Below are 16,056 nucleotides of genomic sequence, written 5' to 3'. Positions count from 1 at the left end.
ACAATCGCATGCCTGCTGGCCAACACCCTGACCGCCGCATGCCGCGCAAACAAACTCCCCGAACCAGAAGGCCTGACTGTGTGACCCATAGCGGACAGTCGTGCATGTAGATTTTCAGGGCCGGGGAACTCCCCGGCCTAAAATTTGTTAATATGTAAACTAAGTGTGAGATTACGGGCATTGAATGTGCCTGTATTGGTGATAAACTTTCTATTCCAGCCGGTTACGTTGTAATATGGCAAGTCCCCGGTAGTATTGGCTGGACCCGGAGAGTTGTTGTCGAGTGTTTATGTTCACGAAACTGCGCCCAGTTTTCGCCGAAATAGTAGGGTACCGGTTGATTGCCGGGCTGGTTTTCCTTCTGCTATTGTCCTTCGTATTCCAACCATTTCAGGCCATCGAAGTAACCTTTCCTTGGCGCTTGGCCTTCTGGATCGGGGTGATGGCGCTGGCGCTAGGAGTGACCTGCGTCGCAAGAAGATTGTTGCGTAGGTTGTTCGCTGAGACCGAGTTTTCTGGGCGCGACCTTGTGCTGATATCTTTGGTTTTCGTCCTTTTCGTTCCAAGCCTTTGGTTGATGGTCTGGTTGCTGTTTTCGGCCAACGGACTGCCGTGCCCGGATATGTTATCCGTAACATCTTATGGCGCCTTGCTGTCGGTGGGCTTGATCCTGGTGCGGCGTGAGGCATCGAAACCTCAATCCGAATATGCTGAAATTCCGCTGCCGCGCATGTACAAGCGGTTGCCGGGATCCTTTCAGGGCCGGGTCTATCGCTTGACGGTCCAAGACCACTATGTGGATGTGGTGACTTCTGAGGGCACGTTTACGATCCGGTCGCGTTTTACCGACGCCATAGAGGAAATGGAACCTATACCGGGCCATTGCACGCACAGATCGCATTGGGTTGTCGATGACGCCATTGCTGGGGTCGAACGTAAGGGTGGCAAGATCATGTTGCGCCTGAAGAACGAAGAGCTTGTTCCGGTCAGCAGGAAATACCGTCCGTTCCTAGAGGAAGATGGTCTGATCTGAGCCGCCCTATCTGGGCATTGGGATCATTTGCGGGATTTTCCCTGTCAGGATCGCCATTGCCTGATCGCTCATCAAGGCGTCCAGAACGTGATCCGAGCTAAAGAGCCCACCAGTATAAGTCCCATAGGCAGGCAGGATCAGACGCGCCTGATCCATCAGGAAGGCGGGGCGGGTGATGGAACGACCGCGAACCCGCACGCGCGCCTTGGGGTGGTAATGTCCCGAAACCTCAGCCTTGCCCTTGGGTTGCGCAATATGACGAAAGACCAGAGGGTCAACCGCATATTCGGCCAAATGGCTTCCGCCCAGATCTACCGGGCCGGGGTCATGGTTTCCTTCGATCCAGACCCAGCGGCGACCGGCCTGCATCGCCGTAATCTGCAGCCTGTCGGGCACACTCAAGGCGTTTAGGGCATCAAGATCATCAAAACTATCCCCAAGGCAAATAACGATGTCAGGCTGCGTGTGCTCGATATCTGCGGCCAATCGGGCCAGGGTGTCCTGGCTGTCATAGGGGGGTAATGTCGTGCCGCCCCGGCGCGCCAAACGCTCGGATTTACCCAGATGCAGATCGGACACGCAAAGCACGCTTTTGTCGGGCCACCAAAGGGCACCAGACCCAAGCGCGAGCAGATTTTGCCCGGCTAAACAGATCGAAACTTCGTTCATGTTACGTTCTTTGCGACGTTCCGCTATCGCGTGCAAGAGGTTTTAGCAGGATTTCAGCCCAGCCTCTTGCAATAGGCGCGCGCTTTCTTCCGCCAGCAAGCGTTCTTCAGCAGCACCTTTGACGGGTACCTTGCCAACCTCAAGAAACAGTGGTGCAGCCAGAGGTGAAACCCGATCCAATCGCATCAGATCTATACGTCCCCCGATCCGCTCGATCAGTGCCTCGATCCGCCCGAAATCGACGAGACCGCGCATGGCCTCTTCTCGGGTGATTTGCATTAACAGGTGATCGGGATCGTATTTCAGCAAAGTATCGTAGAGGATATCTGAGGAAAACGTGGCCTGCCGACCACTTTTGCGCTGACCGGCCATGTTCCGTTCGATCAGCCCTGCAATCGTGGCCGAGGCACGAAAGGTGCGCTTCATCACGGCATTGCCCGCCAGCCAGGTTTCCAAGCCGTTGCGCAGCGCGTCGGGCTGAAATAGCGGACGCGGGTCTATCACCGCGTCCAACCCCCAGATCAGGGTTGCATAGTCGGTGGCAACAAAGCCCAGCGGTGCAAGGTCCGTTTCTTCCATCCGTTTGGTCAGCAACAGCCCCAGCGTCTGCTGGGCGTTGCGACCTGCAAAACCATAGACACACAGGTTTTCGCGCCCATCGTTGGGGAAACTTTCGATCAGTAACCTTTCACGTTGAGGTAGGCGCGAGATATCGCGCTGCAACGCCAGCCAATCCGCGGTATGCGCGGGTAACTGGGGCCAATCGGGCTGTGCAAACAGCCGCAGGATACGGTTGCTCAGCTGCGTCGAGGTCGCAAATTTGGTGCCTGAAAACGTTGCGATCTTGGGCTTCTTATCCGCTCGGCGGCTGACTTCGACCGTCATCTCGCGCAATCCCTCATAGCGCACGATCTGGCCGCCGATCAGAAAGGTATCTCCGTGGGTCAGCGAGGCAGCAAAGGCTTCTTCGACCTCTCCCAGAGGTTTGCCCCTTCGATTGCGTTTCAGGCGGACTTTCAACGTATCGGTGTCCTGAATCGTGCCAAGGTTCATGCGGATACGCTGCGCAGCACGGGGGTCACGCAGCTGCCATTGCCCATCTGGCCGTAGCTGAAGCCTTTGCCACCGATCATAGGCGCGCAGGGCATAGCCCCCGGTTGCACAAAAGTCCAAACAGGCGTCGAACTCTGCTCGGGTCAACCCGGCATAGGGCCCCGCTGCGGTCATTTGCCGGAACAGGTCATCGGCCAAGAATGGCCCGGATGCTGCGGCAATCAGGATATGTTGACACAACACATCGCGTGGACCTGCGCCGCGGGGATCACCGTCCAGATCATGAGCTTTTACAGCCTCAAGTGCCGCTATGCATTCCACAACTTCGAAGCGGTTTGCGGGCACTAACAATGCTTTGGAGGGGGCGTTGTATCTGTGATTTGCGCGCCCGATGCGCTGAACCAGCCTTTTGACGTTTTTGGGCGCCCCGATCTGAATGACCAGGTCGACATCGCCCCAATCAATACCAAGATCCAGACTGCCTGTGCAGACGATCGCGCGCAGCTCACCGCGAACCATTGCGGCCTCGACACGTTCGCGTTGCTGCCTGTCCAGACTGCCGTGATGAATGCCAATCGGCAGCCCGTCTTCGTTGGCAAGCCAGAGGTTGTGAAAGAAAATCTCGGCCTGTGCGCGGGTGTTGTGAAAGATAAGCGTCGTCTTATGCTTCCGGATCTGGTCCAGAACGGCAGGGATGGAATAGGCCGCGCCACCGCCCGACCACGGAGGCATTTCCGGCGTTTCCAACATTTGGATATCGGGGTCAGGCCCAGGATCGGCCTCAACGATCCGGCAGGGATCAGGGTGACGTGCCAGAAAACGGGCAATCGCATCGGGGTCTTCGACCGTGGCAGACAGGCCCACCCTGCGCAGGTCCGGGCAGAGCCCCTGCAGACGGGCCAGCGCCAGCATCAGCTGGTCGCCACGCTTGCTTTCAGCTAGGGCGTGGATTTCATCGACAACCACTCGTTGCACGCCCTGAAACATCCGCCCGGCGTCTTCGTAAGAGGTCAGCAGGGCCAGGCTTTCAGGTGTGGTCAAAAGGATCTGCGGTGGGTCAACCCGCTGACGCTTTTTCTGTGTGGCTGAGGTATCTCCGGTGCGGTCCTCAATCCGGACGGCCAGGCCCATTTCCTCGGCTGGGCCACGCAGGTTTCGCCGGATATCTGCCGCCAGCGCCTTGAGAGGGGAGACGTAGATTGTATGCAGGCCATCATGGTCCCGCTCTGCCAGATCGGCCAGCGTGGGTAGAAATCCGGCCATTGTCTTGCCCCCGCCGGTGGGGGCTATCAGCAACGTCGCCGGTTCAAGGGCCCGGTCGTACATGTCCTGCTGATGCGGGTGGATGGACCAACCTTTGTCTTCAAACCAGTCAGTAATCCGGGCGGGAATCTGCGTCATAAAGGCAGATTACCCGGCCCGTCAGCGAAATGGCATTAGGTTATTTGACGATTTTCTCATCTTTGACGAACATGTTGGCCCAAGCGCGTTCAATTAGATCGGGGCTCATCTGATAGGGGATGCCCTCGAATTCGCAGATCGAGATCATCTGATCAATCAGGAATATCGGCTGATAGTTCGCATAGATGTTGTCGATGGTCGGGTATTTGACCTTTAGCAGATGGACCAATGCGGCCTCGTCCAGAGGCATCCCGCGTTTGCGGGCCACCATGGCGAAGATTTTCAGGAAGTTCTCTTGGTTCGGACCGTCAATCTTGATCTTGAAGAAGATCCGGCGCAAAGCGGCTTGGTCAAAGATCTCGTTGGGGTGAAAGTTGGTCGAAAAGATGACCAGCGTGTCAAAGGGCACTTCGAATTTTTCACCCGATTGCAGGCCAAGGATATCCTTGTTCTCTTCCAGTGGAACAATCCAGCGGTTGATCAGGGCCTGAGGTGGTTCCTGCTGACGGCCAAGGTCGTCAACGATAAAGATGCCGCCTGTCGATTTCAGCTGCAGCGGGGCCTGATAGGTCCGCGCCGTAGGGTTATAAACCAGATCGAGCATGCTGAGTGACAGTTCACCGCCAGTCACAACAGTTGGTCTTTCACATTGGACATAGCGCGAATCAAACCGCTTGCGGCGGCGCAAGCTATTGGGGTCATCTGCTTCTTGTTCGATGGCTGTGTGTACAATCGGGTCATACACCGTGATCACCTGACCAGCGTATTCGATGGCATATGGGACATAGACATTATCGCCCAACGCATCCCGAATACCGTTCGAGATAGAGGATTTACCATTACCCGGAGGTCCATACATCAGGATTGATCGGCCTGCACTGACCGCGGGTCCAAGGTGGTCCAGCAGGCTGTCAGGCAGAACCAGATGTCCCATTGCCCCGGTCAACTGGTCGCGGGAAACCTGGATATTCCGGATCGACTGGCGTTTTACCTGCTCGCGGTACACATCCAACGGGACGGGCATGGCGCCGAAATATTCGGACTGGCTCAGCGCATCCAATGCACGCGCTTTGCCCGCATCGGTCAGTTGATACCCCATCTCATTGCCGCTGTTGGCGTTCAAAGTACCGGTTGCTTCCAGCAGCTTTTGTTCGCGGGCAAGGTCGATCAATTCCTGTGTGACAGATCCCGGCAAGCAGATCGCTTGGGCAACTTCGGAAACCGTATCTACGGTTTTACGAAAGATAGTTTTCAGCAGGATATCCCGCATCATAACAATAGGAAGCTGCATATCGCCCAACCCCTTTGGGGTAGGGGGGGCCATTACCGAGGTTGTCTGCATATTCATGAGCGTTGCCCGTCTAATTCAGTATTCACGCCAATAGCCCTGAAAAGGGCCCTTTGACGAAAATTTGGCCGGGCTTTGTGTCAGTTCCAAGGCGGGGACAAGGCGGACTGATGATAGTTTACGAGCCGTAAACAGTTCCAAGTATCAGGTAGATGGCCAGGGTTGCACCAAGCGCGAAACCCATGGGAAACTGTTTGTCCCGACGCCAGCTTTCCCAATCTGGGGCAATAGCTCTGAGGGCGGTATGTTTGGCCAACCGATGCGTGACAAAGGCCGCCAAGGTGGTCGACATCAGGATCAACACTACCAATGTGAAATCGCCCATCCAAACAAAGGCTGAGGCCGCGGCTATGAATTTTGCGTCTCCGGCTCCCATAATGCCGGCTGCGTTGAGCAGAATGCCGATGACCAGCATTACAACTATATGTAACAGCTGCCACAAATAGGGTGGGAGGGACACAGAAAACGGGCCAGAAATCCAACCATCCGACCAGGGCGGCAGGACAAACAAACCGATGACCGCAAATACCAAGGCCAGTGCAACTACGGCGTGATTCTTGATGAGCATGTCACGCAGGTCGGTGAAGGCCACGTAATAGCAGATCGGCAGTACGAACGGCAAAAACCAGGCCGCAGCACCCGCTGGAATATGCATGTATCAGGCTTCCTCAAGCGCGCGCAGGGATCGAACGGCTTCGTCGTAATGTTGCGGATGGGTGGCGATCGCTTCGCGGAACAGGTTCTTGGCCGTCGCTACATCACCGCGTTTCACCGCCGAGATGGCCATTGTGTTCAACAACATCGCGCGTTCGACCTGAGACATGGGAACGACAGGCATGCTGTAATTGCCCTGTGCAGCCCGGGCGAGGACCAGATTGTTCTTTGCCGTGAATAGAGAGTTATCCTGTCGAATGGCCTCGGTGAATAACCGTTCGGCTTCGTCGTACTGGCCGCGCGTCAGCTTGGAATATCCCCAGTTGTTCATCACACCACCGGGGCGGGTCGTCAGACCCACGGCGGTTTCATAGAAATGATCCGCGCGTTTCCAGTTTTTTTGTGAATCCGCGACGACGGCTTCCAGGCGGTAGCGTTTGAAAGATTCAAAAGTCGGCGGGATCGAATCCAATGTCGATTTGGCCTGTGACCAGTTCCCGGAACGTACCAGAGAATCTGCGTATTCGACCTTGTCTACATTGGTCGCACCGCTCATCGTGGTGACTTTTTTCCAGGCGGCGGTTGCCTCGGTCGTCCGTTTAGCGCGCGCCAGTGAAATCGCCAGCCCACGTTGCAGGTCTATACGACCCGGGTTCTTGGCGGCGGCTCCCTGGAAATAGGTAACGGCTTCGTTCGGATCGGCGGCCGACAGAAGAACGTCGTTCAGGTTGGTTTCGTCAATGACGTTCACCTCCTGAAATGTACGCTCGACCTTTTCTTCCTCGGACTCTTTTTCACAGGCTGAGAGGATCAGCCCGCAGATTGCGATAGACGGAATCAAGAATTGTTGGCGCATTTTTGCGTCCCTTACTGCTCTTGCCTATGTTACGGGAGCTTGCGCAGCATGAATTGCCCGTCGCCTTGCTGCTCCAGTGTGTATTCTTGTTCTTGAGGGGTATTATTATCAGTATTTTCCATTTTTGCGAGAGCTAACCGCAGATTGTCCCGAATTGCGTCACTTTCGCCATTATCGAGAGCATAGGCCCGGCGAAAGACCTGAGCGGCCTCGGGGTATTCACCGATTTCCATCAGCAACACACCCAGGTTGTTCCAGGCGACAGACCATTCGGGGTCATCTTCAACCGCTCGGCGCAGCAGCGTTTCCGCCTGTCCAAGCCTCCGAAGGCCCAGATTTGCCGTCCCCATCGAGGTCAGGATCTGCGTTGTCATTCCCTGATTGAGCGCTGCGCGGATAAAGGCATCCAACGCAAGCTCGTATTCACCCGAAGCCATCAGCCGGTTGCCTACTGCAATCTGATCTTCGGCCGGGGCTTTACGATCAATGCCAGGTGCATCCAGATCCCCAGAGGACCCCGTTTCCGTGCAAGAAGCCACCGTGGCAAGAACCACGGTGGCCTGTAACACGCGGCGTATCCCCGTTTGGATGCACCTGGGTTTCAATTTCATAGGCTATTAGCCTCCGCCGAATTCAGCGATGCCTTTGGCCGAGGGTCCAACCAGAATGACCAGCAACGGTGGCACCGTCAGCATCATAGTGGCGAGTGTCATTTTGGTTGGCAACTTGTTAGCGGCCTCTTCGGCGCGCATCACGCGCTTATCTCGCATCTCGCCAGCGTAAACCCGCAAAGCTTCGGCGATGGATGTACCGAATGTTGCCGATTGGATCATCACCGTCACAAATGAGTTAACATCCTGAACGCCACAGCGCGTACCAAAATCGCGAAGAACCGTATCCTTGTCCTTACCGGCCTTCAATTCGTGGGCGACGACTTCAAATTCAAGCGAAATCTCAGGGTAGGAAGCTTTCATTTCACGTGCGACGCGAACAATGGCCTGGTCCAGCGACTGGCCAGCCTCGACACAGACCAGCATCAGGTCAAGAGTATCGGGAAAGCCTGCGGTGATCGCTTCTTGCCGTTCTGCGACCCTTCGGGTGATCCAATAGCGTGGCAGAAAATACCCGGCGGCCGACGGGACAAGAACTCGTATTATCATCTGCTGCGCGGTAAATTCCTGACCGTCGGAAAGGACAGTGACCAGCAAAACACCAATCACAATTCCGATGATGCCCAAGGAAAATTGAGCGAAGTGGAAGAACCGAACTGCGTCCTTTGATTGATACCCCGCCTGCCGCAGTTTCAGCTGCATGGCAGACAGTTCTTCCTTATTCTGTGGCTCAAGGAAGTTGGCAAACTTCTCAAGCTGCTCGTTTCGCCCGCTGGTTCTGAGCTTGTCCTTTTTGACCTTCTTATCCTGTCGAGGGGCTGCATTAGAACGCTGCAGTTTCTTAAGGGGATCTTCTGGCTGGCTCAGGATCAAGGGGACTGTGATCAAGATCATGAACAGTCCAAGTACACCAACCACGATCAGTGGACCGAAGGGGCCAAGGAGCTCGGTTAGAAAGTCATTTATTTGGGTCAGGATTTCCATGGTGGTGTCCTCAGACCTTGATGTCGGTTAGAATGCGCATGACGATCAGGTTCAGTGTCAGCATGATGCCGACAAAGAAACAGGCAGGAATGAACCATGGGTGATCCATAACTTCGTCATAGTACCCGGGGTCGTTCACCAAAATGAATCCCAGGCAGAACAGTGGAAATCCAGATAGGAATTTTCCTGACCATTTTGCCTCGGCTGTGATAGCGTTGACGCGCCGGAAAAGTCGAAAACGGGCCCGGATCACCTTGGCCAGACCGGCCAGAATTTCGGCCAGGTTACCACCGGATTGCTGTTGGATGCCGACGGCCACTGCCAAAAACCGTAGATCCTGCATATCCAGTCGTTGTGCCAGATCTTTGAGAGATTCACCGACGTCACGGCCATAGGCACATTCATCAGCGATAACTCCGAATTCAGTGGCGAGTGGATCCTGGACTTCATTTGCGACGATTTGAATGGTGGACACAAAAGGGTTCCCGACGCGAAGCGACCGAACCATCAATTCCACAGCATCTGGCAACTGTTCTTCCAGCATTGCCATACGCTTTTTGGCCTTGTTGTTTACCCACGCATAGACACCACCAACACCGATTGCGACCGAAATTGCGGCCCGCATTATGGTTTCCGTTCCCGTTGCAATGCTGAGCCCCATGAAGGCAAAGCCTGTCACCAACACCATAATCAGGATCAACTGACGGGGTGTGAAGGCGATGGCGGCCTTCTGAGCCTTGTCCGCCAATAGGGAATAGAGCGGAATACTCTGGGACTTCATATGCTGCTGCATTTCCTTGCGCAGCTGTTCCAGAACTTGTTCGCGCCCGACGCCTTTATCCAGCATGTCCAGACGGCGGTTCACGCGGCTGTTCAGACTGATGGATTTTCCGAAGGCAACCAGATAGATTCCTTCCACCAACGCAAGTACGCCTACGAAGATCGCGACGTAGATCAGTGCCTCCATAGGCAGTTGCATTTCAAGATCTCCTACATAGTCGTTGGTTCGTAAATCGAAGGGGGCAGATCATAGCCCCACAGACGGAAGCGTTCGGAGTAGTGGCTGCGAACGCCTGTCGCGGTAAAATGGCCAATGATCTTGTTGTCGGGCGTTAATCCAACGCGTTGAAAACGAAAGATTTCCTGCATGGAAATCACATCGCCTTCCATACCAGTGATTTCGGTGATCGAAGTCATACGCCGCGAGCCGTCCTGCAGGCGGCTTGCCTGAACGATCAGGTTCACAGCACTGGAGATCTGGCTACGGACGGCCTTGATCGGCATTTCGATCCCGGCCATCGCGATCATGTTTTCAAGGCGCGAAATCCCGTCTCGGGCCGAGTTCGCGTGGATCGTTGTCATCGAGCCATCATGGCCAGTGTTCATGGCCTGTAGCATGTCGATAACTTCCGAGCCCCGTGTCTCACCCACGATGATACGGTCGGGACGCATACGAAGGGCGTTTTTCAGACAGTCGCGGGGGCTGACTTCACCCTTGCCTTCGACGTTAGGCGGGCGGCTTTCCATCCGGCCAACATGAGACTGTTGCAGCTGGAGTTCCGCTGTATCCTCGATGGTCAGAATACGCTCGGCGTCGTCGATAAAGCTGGACAATGCGTTTAGCGTGGTTGTTTTACCGGAACCGGTACCGCCCGAAACGATCACATTCAGGCGTGTAGATACAGCAGCCTGCAGATAGGCGGCCATTTCTTCGGTGAAGGCACCAAAATTCACCAGATCATCAATGGCCAGCTTATCTTTTTTGAACTTACGAATGGATACCAGCGAGCCGTCAACGGCAATCGGTGGCACCATGGCGTTGAAACGCGAGCCATCCGCCAGACGGGCGTCCACATAGGGGTTGGATTCGTCAACACGGCGGCCCACGGCGGATACGATCTTGTCGATGATCCGCATCAGGTGCTTTTCGTCTTTAAATGTAACGTCGCTGATTTCTAGCTTACCGAACCGTTCAACGAAAATTTGCTGCGGGCCGTTGACCAGAATATCGCTGACAGAGTCGTCCTGAAGCAAGGTCTCGAGAGGGCCAAGACCGGTTACTTCGTCATACAGTTCCTTGTTCAGCTGCTGCCGGTCGTCGCGGTTCAGAACGATGTTGCGGGATTCCAGGACCTCACTGGCAATCGCACTGATTTCCGAGCGCAGCTCGGATTCTCCAGCTTTCTCAAGGGCCGCAAGGTTCAGGTTTTCAAGAAGCTCGCGGTGGAGTTCGATCTTGATTTCGCCCAGACGCTCTTTGCGCTTGCGTTCCTTGTCCGCCCCTACAACCTCGACCGCCTTTTTGGGGGTGGGTCGCCGGGCAACAGCAGTAGCGGTTGATGCTTGCTCCGCTGCAGGTGCAGGTGTGGCCTCGGGCGATTTAGCCGGTGCCTGGACCGGTTGTGCTTCGGGTTTTTTATATCTTGAAAACACGGCGGCTCTCCCTGTGGGATTGTGTTATGCGGCTTCGGCGCTACTGCTGCCCAGGCTGTGCAGCGACTTCGCAAGCTTTGCGATTTCCTTGCGCAGTGGGTTCTTGGCCGCAGCGTTGGCCAATGGCAGACCGTGATCACCGCTTTGCATCACGGGTTTGCCGCCATCCGGCAGTTGAAGATCAATAGAGATACCCAGGCTTTCACCCATGCGCTTGACCCGGCCCTTACCATTCAGATCGGTAAATTTCGGGGCGCGATTGAGAGCGAAACGCAACTTATTGAAGGGTAGTTCCTCGGCCTGTAAAGCGCGCTTGAGGCGCAATGCGTTCTGAGCCGATCGCATGTCCAGTTCTATCAGGGCAAAGTAAACATGGGCGGCCTGCAGTACAGTTTCCGACCAGTGAACCAATGTCGTTGGCATGTCGACGATCACATAATCGAAGTGCTTTCGTGCCTTTTCGATCACCCGTTCGATATCTTCTTGCGTAATCAGATCCAAAGGCACCATATCCGAAGGCGCAGTTAGCACCTGCAGCTTGTCCTCATAGGACTGAAGCGCCTGGTTGAAGACGTCATCATCCATTGCCGCCGTATCAGACAGCATCTCGAATACAGTTTCTCGACGGGGAAGATCCAGATAGGTCGAAACCGTTCCGTATTGCAGGTCCAAGTCAATCAAACAAACCGAAGGGGCCTCTTTGTCAGAGACCGTTGCCAGTTCCCAAGCTAGGTTGACGGCCATAGTCGTCGACCCGACCCCACCGGCAAGTCCCTGAATCACAAACAAAGCACCCTCTTTAGAGTCGCCAGCTGCACGTGCGGCATCTGATCCGGGAGCAACAGCGACGGGTTCGGGTTTGTTCATCCGGTCGATTGCTTCTTGCAATTCACCTTCTGGAAGAGGGTAGGGGACGAATTCGTCCGCGCCCTTGCGCAACAACTGATGCAGCGAAGCCGGGGTCACGTCCTCGGCGATCAGAACTATTTTGATATTTTTGTCTTTTGCCTGTGTGATGATTTCACCCATCAGTGACAGGTTGTCTTCATCCTCGCCATCAATGGCCAACGCGACAAATTGCAGTGAATTCGCCTCGGGTTGGTTGAAAAATGTCAGGGCTTCGGCAAAGCCGAGATCGCCCCAACGCTCACCCAAAGCGCCTTCCATATCTTCTATAAGCAGATCGAAATTCTGGACATCACGACTAATCGTGCAGGCCAGAATTGCGGTCTCTTCGTTTTGCGGCGTGGCGCTTGTCATTAACACAATCCTCGTCGAAGGGTAGGCGAACCATCCTGGCCCAGAGGACAGGATTGGCTTGCTGTCACCCTATTGCGGCCATTTTCGGACGCAGGTCACCCAATTGTTGAAAATGTGGCTTGGAACTTAGGCAAGAATTAGGCGCAAAAGAACCAATTGTAGGGAATTGGGCGACGATGTCGCCCAATCACAGTTTATTGTTCGCTTGTATCGCCAATAGCGGTTTCGCGGCGCAGCTGTGATTCATAAACCGCGCTTTCCACGTACTCACGATTGACGATAGCGGCGTATTTGCCATCGAGTAGCTGGGGCGCACGATCAACGAAGCCTGATACTTCGGTCACGGTGCGCCTGTTGCGACGGTCTCGATCCGGCGTAGCCACGAGAGGTCGAGACTTACCGAATGAAACAACCGCCTCCAACCGCGAGCGAGAGATACCCTGCCGCGTAAGGAACGCAACAGCCGCATTCGCGCGCCGCTGGCCCAGGCTTTGGTTATATGCCGTTGATCCAACAGCATCCGTATGGCCATAGACCCGGAACCGTGCCTCGGGGAACTGTTTGATCCAGTTCGCCTGACGCAAGAGTACTCGCTGAGCTGTTTCGTCCAGTTGAGCGCTGTTGAAATCAAAGTTGATCTGGGTCGGCACTTCGGCTGCGAACCGTTGGCCCAGGATCTGGGCATATGTCAGTTCGCCATTCATTACTTGAATGTTGTTCAGTGTCGCATTCCCGAACGCGCCCTGATCGGCTTCGTATCCGGCCTCACGCGTACATGCGGCGACAGCGACCGAAAGACCCAGTGTGATGATCCACTTCTGCATTGGTCCTATCCTCCTAATCAATCCAGGACGTAGCCGTACGAGCTACCGAAGTCCTGATTCGCGACTTCCGAAGCTGCACCGGCACCCAGACGTTCAGTCCGACCGACTTTGCCATTGACGAACAGATCAAATTCGCTGGGCGGTTTGACCCGATCCGTAGGCAGAGCCAGTGCCTCGCCACGAGTCGGCGACACAAGGTGGGCTGTGATGATGATCACCAGTTCACTTTGCTGACGCTGATATTCCGCGCTGCGGAAGAGGGCGCCAAGAACCGGGACGTCACCCAACCAAGGAATCTGGCTGTTCAGGTCGGTGAAATCATCCTGGATCAAGCCAGCGATCGCAAAGCTTTCACCATCGCGCAGCTCAACCGTTGTGCTGGTCTGGCGTGTGATGAAAGATGGAACATTATCACCTTGAATGGTGAAGTTCGACGAACCATCGATAGCTGACACAGCAGCAGCCATTTCAAGGTTGATCAGATCACCATCCACAACGCGGGGGATAAAGTCGATTTCAACACCGAAGGCTTTGTATTCAATCGCAATTACGCCGTCGTCCTGCGGTACCGGAATAGGAACTTCACCACCTGCAAGGAACGTCGCTTCCTGACCCGAAAGTGCGGATAGGTTAGGCTCTGCAAGGCTGCGCGCCAGTCCTTTGGACTCGAGCGCCTCCAGCAGCAGACGAACCTGTGTGGAGCCTGCGCCAAAGCCGAACAGAATTGCGCCGGTATTCGTCTGTACCGCCGGAATGTTGTTGTTCAGGGCATTTGCCAAAGCACCAGCATTGTTCAGCGTGTTGATACCGCCAGTCACATCACTGCCGCCGAAACCAAGCGATGCAGTCAGGCTTTTAGCCACCGACCGATTCATCTCGGCAAAGCGCACTTTCAGCATGACCTGCTGAACGCCGCCAACCGACATCAGGTTCGATACGCGCTCCGGTGCATAGCGCTCTGCCAGCTCCAATGCCCGCGCCAACTTGGCAGCGCTAGAAATTGTGCCAGAAAGAACGATACCGTCATTGGCGGTGCGAACTTCGATAGGCTCGGTTGGCAAAATCTGGCGCAGACGTTCTTTAAACTCGGTAACATCCGGTGCCACACGGACCCGAACATTAGCAAGTAGATTACCTGCGCCGTCGAACAATGTCAGGGTCGTCAGGCCAGGAGCCTTACCCAAAACATAGATAGTACGATCCGAAAGCGACGAAATATCAGCGATGCCTGCATTGGCGATGCTGAGTTCGGCAAACGGTTGCTCACTTTCCACAACTATTGCGCGGTTCATTGGCACATCAAGCGTTTCCGCTGTACCCTTCTTTACCACGCGAAGTGTTTCAGCCCAGGCAGCATTGCCGACTGGGCCAACTACGAGCGCCAAGCCCAATAGGGCTGCGCTTATCCAGGAACTTCTTTTCATGTGACCTGCCTCTCCGATCACGCCTCGTTTTATGCGGCTACTGCCTTATGTCTGATAACACTGCGCGAATTGAGAATTTATTGCAATAATCAATGGTTTCTGGAATTTTCCTTATGTGGACAATGCGCAACATGCGAACAAATTAGGGCCGCGCAATTCGCGCGGCCCCGGTCATGTAACGCACTGATTTTCTGTTAGTTTGTGCAGGGTGTTACTATTCCCGTATCGACGATCTCGGCACCGCGGCGCGTCTTGACCGTACAGACCTCTTCCGCGATTTTGGGTGCCACGGGGACGACATCTTTAATGCCCAGAAGTTTTCTTTGGTCAACCTCGACCGCGCTTGCGATTGTGTCGTCTTGCACGCCAACCAGCGCCAAAGACAGGCGGCCGGTGTTCTGAGCCTGAGCCAGTGCCGCGATTTGTTCCGGAGTAGCAGCGACCGTAACGGTGCGCGCGATCGTGGCTCCGGTCAGATCGGACCCGGCGCTCTGGTCAACAGCGATCAACTCAATGCTGGTTTGAATCAGGCGGGTGATTTCGCCGCGCGACCCATCGATTCCGCCACCATACGAACCGGTCCAATAAACATCGATACTGTCACCAGGGCGAAGGAAGCCGGATACGCCCGAAGCAACGTCCACGCTGATTGCAAATGCGCGCTTACCTTTCGCGATTCGTGATGTCAGACCCGCTGCCTCGCCTGGTTTGGTTACTTTGACCTCCATCAGGGCTTCGTCTTTTTCCATGGTCCTCAGAACGAAGCGGTCGCCACTGGCGTCCTCTGGAAAAAGGACGGCCATTTCGAGGAAGCTTCCTTCGGGAATTGCATCCTCAGGCCATTTCACGATCCGCACATCTTCGGCGACCAGACGCTCACCATATTTAAGAGCACGGTTCGAAACCAGAACGTCCACCGTCGGGACGGACTTAACATTTGCCAATGCTTCCTGAGCCGCCAAACGTTCTCTGGCCAATTCCGCCTGATACTGAGAAATATAGTCCCGCGCCATATAAACGGCTCCTCCTGCCAGAGCCACCCCAACAATCAGGACAAGTCCAAATACTGCACGCATGCGCGTTCCCTCGTTTATTTGTATGCGATGTCAGTCGTCATAGGGAATACGACTTCAACTGACTATTGGTTACAGGAGAATTGTGTCGAAAAGGGGGACAATGAAGTATTTTTTTGACGCCCGTGTCCTTAGTGCCAGAATGATCAATCTGATTCCGATGCCTGTTCCTGATTCGCAGAATAGACCTCGATACCGCGAAGTGCGTTACCCGTCTCGGTATCGACGTGTTGTACCCCGCCCGTCAAGTTGAATACGGTGACAAGTCCAAGGCCGACCAGCGCAGCAGTAAGCACCACCCAATCAACGGTGATTGCGCCATGTTCCCCGGATAAGAATTTTGAAATACCCTTCATCGCAGGACCTCGTCTTTTTTCTATAAAAAAGGGGGCCGCGATCTGACGAGCGCAGCCCCCTTCAAAATTCTATCTAA

The 16,056-nt window shown here is 54.9% G+C and carries 15 protein-coding genes; 1 reads left to right on the top strand and 14 read right to left on the bottom strand.

Annotated elements, in window-relative coordinates; all coding sequences use genetic code 11:
* Nucleotides 1-289: 289 nt before the first annotated feature.
* A complete protein-coding gene (locus tag AC2FGB_RS15725; RefSeq protein WP_271950522.1) occupies nucleotides 290-1,033 on the top strand; it encodes a LytTR family DNA-binding domain-containing protein in 744 nt (247 codons plus the stop codon).
* Nucleotides 1,034-1,039: 6 nt separating this feature from the next.
* On the opposite strand, the gene pdeM is transcribed toward AC2FGB_RS15725, so the two are convergent.
* The 14 genes from pdeM to AC2FGB_RS15655 all read right to left on the bottom strand — a co-directional run bounded on the left by pdeM (nucleotide 1,040) and on the right by AC2FGB_RS15655 (nucleotide 15,979).
* A complete protein-coding gene (pdeM, locus tag AC2FGB_RS15720; RefSeq protein WP_142638200.1) occupies nucleotides 1,040-1,702 on the bottom strand; it encodes a ligase-associated DNA damage response endonuclease PdeM in 663 nt (220 codons plus the stop codon).
* Between the two features lie 42 nt (nucleotides 1,703-1,744).
* Nucleotides 1,745-4,156: a ligase-associated DNA damage response DEXH box helicase gene (locus tag AC2FGB_RS15715; protein ID WP_496694280.1), complete on the bottom strand. Its 2,412-nt coding sequence runs from the start codon at nucleotides 4,154-4,156 to the stop codon at nucleotides 1,745-1,747.
* Nucleotides 4,157-4,196: 40 nt separating this feature from the next.
* Entirely contained in the window at nucleotides 4,197-5,504 is a 1,308-nt protein-coding gene (locus tag AC2FGB_RS15710) for a DUF8689 domain-containing protein (protein WP_142637954.1), read from the bottom strand.
* A 118-nt stretch (nucleotides 5,505-5,622) separates the two neighbouring features.
* On the bottom strand, nucleotides 5,623-6,159 hold the full coding sequence (locus AC2FGB_RS15705) for a prepilin peptidase (RefSeq protein WP_496694279.1): 537 nt from the start codon (nucleotides 6,157-6,159) through the stop codon (nucleotides 5,623-5,625).
* Between the two features lie 3 nt (nucleotides 6,160-6,162).
* Nucleotides 6,163-7,014, bottom strand: coding sequence for a tetratricopeptide repeat protein (locus AC2FGB_RS15700; RefSeq protein WP_142637958.1), 852 nt, complete (start codon nucleotides 7,012-7,014; stop codon nucleotides 6,163-6,165).
* Nucleotides 7,015-7,043: 29 nt separating this feature from the next.
* Nucleotides 7,044-7,625, bottom strand: a complete 582-nt coding sequence (locus tag AC2FGB_RS15695; RefSeq protein WP_185956705.1) for a tetratricopeptide repeat protein — start codon at nucleotides 7,623-7,625, stop codon at nucleotides 7,044-7,046.
* 6 nt (nucleotides 7,626-7,631) lie between these two features.
* Nucleotides 7,632-8,609, bottom strand: a complete 978-nt coding sequence (locus AC2FGB_RS15690; RefSeq protein WP_142637960.1) for a type II secretion system F family protein — start codon at nucleotides 8,607-8,609, stop codon at nucleotides 7,632-7,634.
* Between the two features lie 10 nt (nucleotides 8,610-8,619).
* Nucleotides 8,620-9,588, bottom strand: coding sequence for a type II secretion system F family protein (locus AC2FGB_RS15685; protein WP_142637962.1), 969 nt, complete (start codon nucleotides 9,586-9,588; stop codon nucleotides 8,620-8,622).
* A gap of 11 nt (nucleotides 9,589-9,599) precedes the next feature.
* The gene (locus AC2FGB_RS15680; protein WP_142637964.1) at nucleotides 9,600-11,042 is read right to left on the bottom strand and encodes a TadA family conjugal transfer-associated ATPase; all 1,443 of its coding nucleotides are present in this window, start codon (nucleotides 11,040-11,042) and stop codon (nucleotides 9,600-9,602) included.
* A gap of 24 nt (nucleotides 11,043-11,066) precedes the next feature.
* On the bottom strand, nucleotides 11,067-12,302 hold the full coding sequence (locus tag AC2FGB_RS15675) for a CpaE/TadZ family protein (protein ID WP_281973278.1): 1,236 nt from the start codon (nucleotides 12,300-12,302) through the stop codon (nucleotides 11,067-11,069).
* A 194-nt stretch (nucleotides 12,303-12,496) separates the two neighbouring features.
* A complete protein-coding gene (locus AC2FGB_RS15670) occupies nucleotides 12,497-13,126 on the bottom strand; it encodes an OmpA family protein (RefSeq protein ID WP_282027744.1) in 630 nt (209 codons plus the stop codon).
* Between the two features lie 17 nt (nucleotides 13,127-13,143).
* A complete protein-coding gene (locus tag AC2FGB_RS15665; RefSeq protein WP_142637970.1) occupies nucleotides 13,144-14,550 on the bottom strand; it encodes a type II and III secretion system protein family protein in 1,407 nt (468 codons plus the stop codon).
* A 194-nt stretch (nucleotides 14,551-14,744) separates the two neighbouring features.
* Nucleotides 14,745-15,626 carry a Flp pilus assembly protein CpaB gene (gene cpaB / locus AC2FGB_RS15660; RefSeq protein ID WP_271950513.1) on the bottom strand — a complete coding sequence of 294 codons (882 nt, stop codon included), beginning with the start codon at nucleotides 15,624-15,626 and terminating at the stop codon, nucleotides 14,745-14,747.
* Between the two features lie 143 nt (nucleotides 15,627-15,769).
* Nucleotides 15,770-15,979 carry a hypothetical protein gene (locus AC2FGB_RS15655; protein WP_142637974.1) on the bottom strand — a complete coding sequence of 70 codons (210 nt, stop codon included), beginning with the start codon at nucleotides 15,977-15,979 and terminating at the stop codon, nucleotides 15,770-15,772.
* Nucleotides 15,980-16,056 lie beyond the last annotated feature (77 nt).

The organism is Ruegeria sp. CDSC021 (genome assembly GCF_059610845.1).
Note: the sequence above shows the minus strand (reverse complement) of the source record. Positions and strands in the feature narration are given on the sequence as shown.

Excerpts from the sequence above, each read along its gene's own strand:
- AC2FGB_RS15695 (WP_185956705.1), bottom strand. The coding sequence starts at position 7,625 with ATGAAATTGAAACCCAGGTGCATCCAAACGGGGATACGCCGCGTGTTA.
- AC2FGB_RS15675 (WP_281973278.1), bottom strand. The coding sequence starts at position 12,302 with ATGACAAGCGCCACGCCGCAAAACGAAGAGACCGCAATTCTGGCCTGC.
- AC2FGB_RS15685 (WP_142637962.1), bottom strand. The coding sequence starts at position 9,588 with ATGCAACTGCCTATGGAGGCACTGATCTACGTCGCGATCTTCGTAGGC.
- AC2FGB_RS15700 (WP_142637958.1), bottom strand. The coding sequence starts at position 7,014 with ATGCGCCAACAATTCTTGATTCCGTCTATCGCAATCTGCGGGCTGATC.
- AC2FGB_RS15665 (WP_142637970.1), bottom strand. The coding sequence starts at position 14,550 with ATGAAAAGAAGTTCCTGGATAAGCGCAGCCCTATTGGGCTTGGCGCTC.
- AC2FGB_RS15705 (WP_496694279.1), bottom strand. The coding sequence starts at position 6,159 with ATGCATATTCCAGCGGGTGCTGCGGCCTGGTTTTTGCCGTTCGTACTG.
- AC2FGB_RS15725 (WP_271950522.1), top strand. The coding sequence starts at position 290 with ATGTTCACGAAACTGCGCCCAGTTTTCGCCGAAATAGTAGGGTACCGG.
- AC2FGB_RS15690 (WP_142637960.1), bottom strand. The coding sequence starts at position 8,609 with ATGGAAATCCTGACCCAAATAAATGACTTTCTAACCGAGCTCCTTGGC.
- AC2FGB_RS15715 (WP_496694280.1), bottom strand. The coding sequence starts at position 4,156 with ATGACGCAGATTCCCGCCCGGATTACTGACTGGTTTGAAGACAAAGGT.
- pdeM (WP_142638200.1), bottom strand. The coding sequence starts at position 1,702 with ATGAACGAAGTTTCGATCTGTTTAGCCGGGCAAAATCTGCTCGCGCTT.
- AC2FGB_RS15670 (WP_282027744.1), bottom strand. The coding sequence starts at position 13,126 with ATGCAGAAGTGGATCATCACACTGGGTCTTTCGGTCGCTGTCGCCGCA.
- cpaB (WP_271950513.1), bottom strand. The coding sequence starts at position 15,626 with ATGCGTGCAGTATTTGGACTTGTCCTGATTGTTGGGGTGGCTCTGGCA.
- AC2FGB_RS15655 (WP_142637974.1), bottom strand. The coding sequence starts at position 15,979 with ATGAAGGGTATTTCAAAATTCTTATCCGGGGAACATGGCGCAATCACC.
- AC2FGB_RS15710 (WP_142637954.1), bottom strand. The coding sequence starts at position 5,504 with ATGAATATGCAGACAACCTCGGTAATGGCCCCCCCTACCCCAAAGGGG.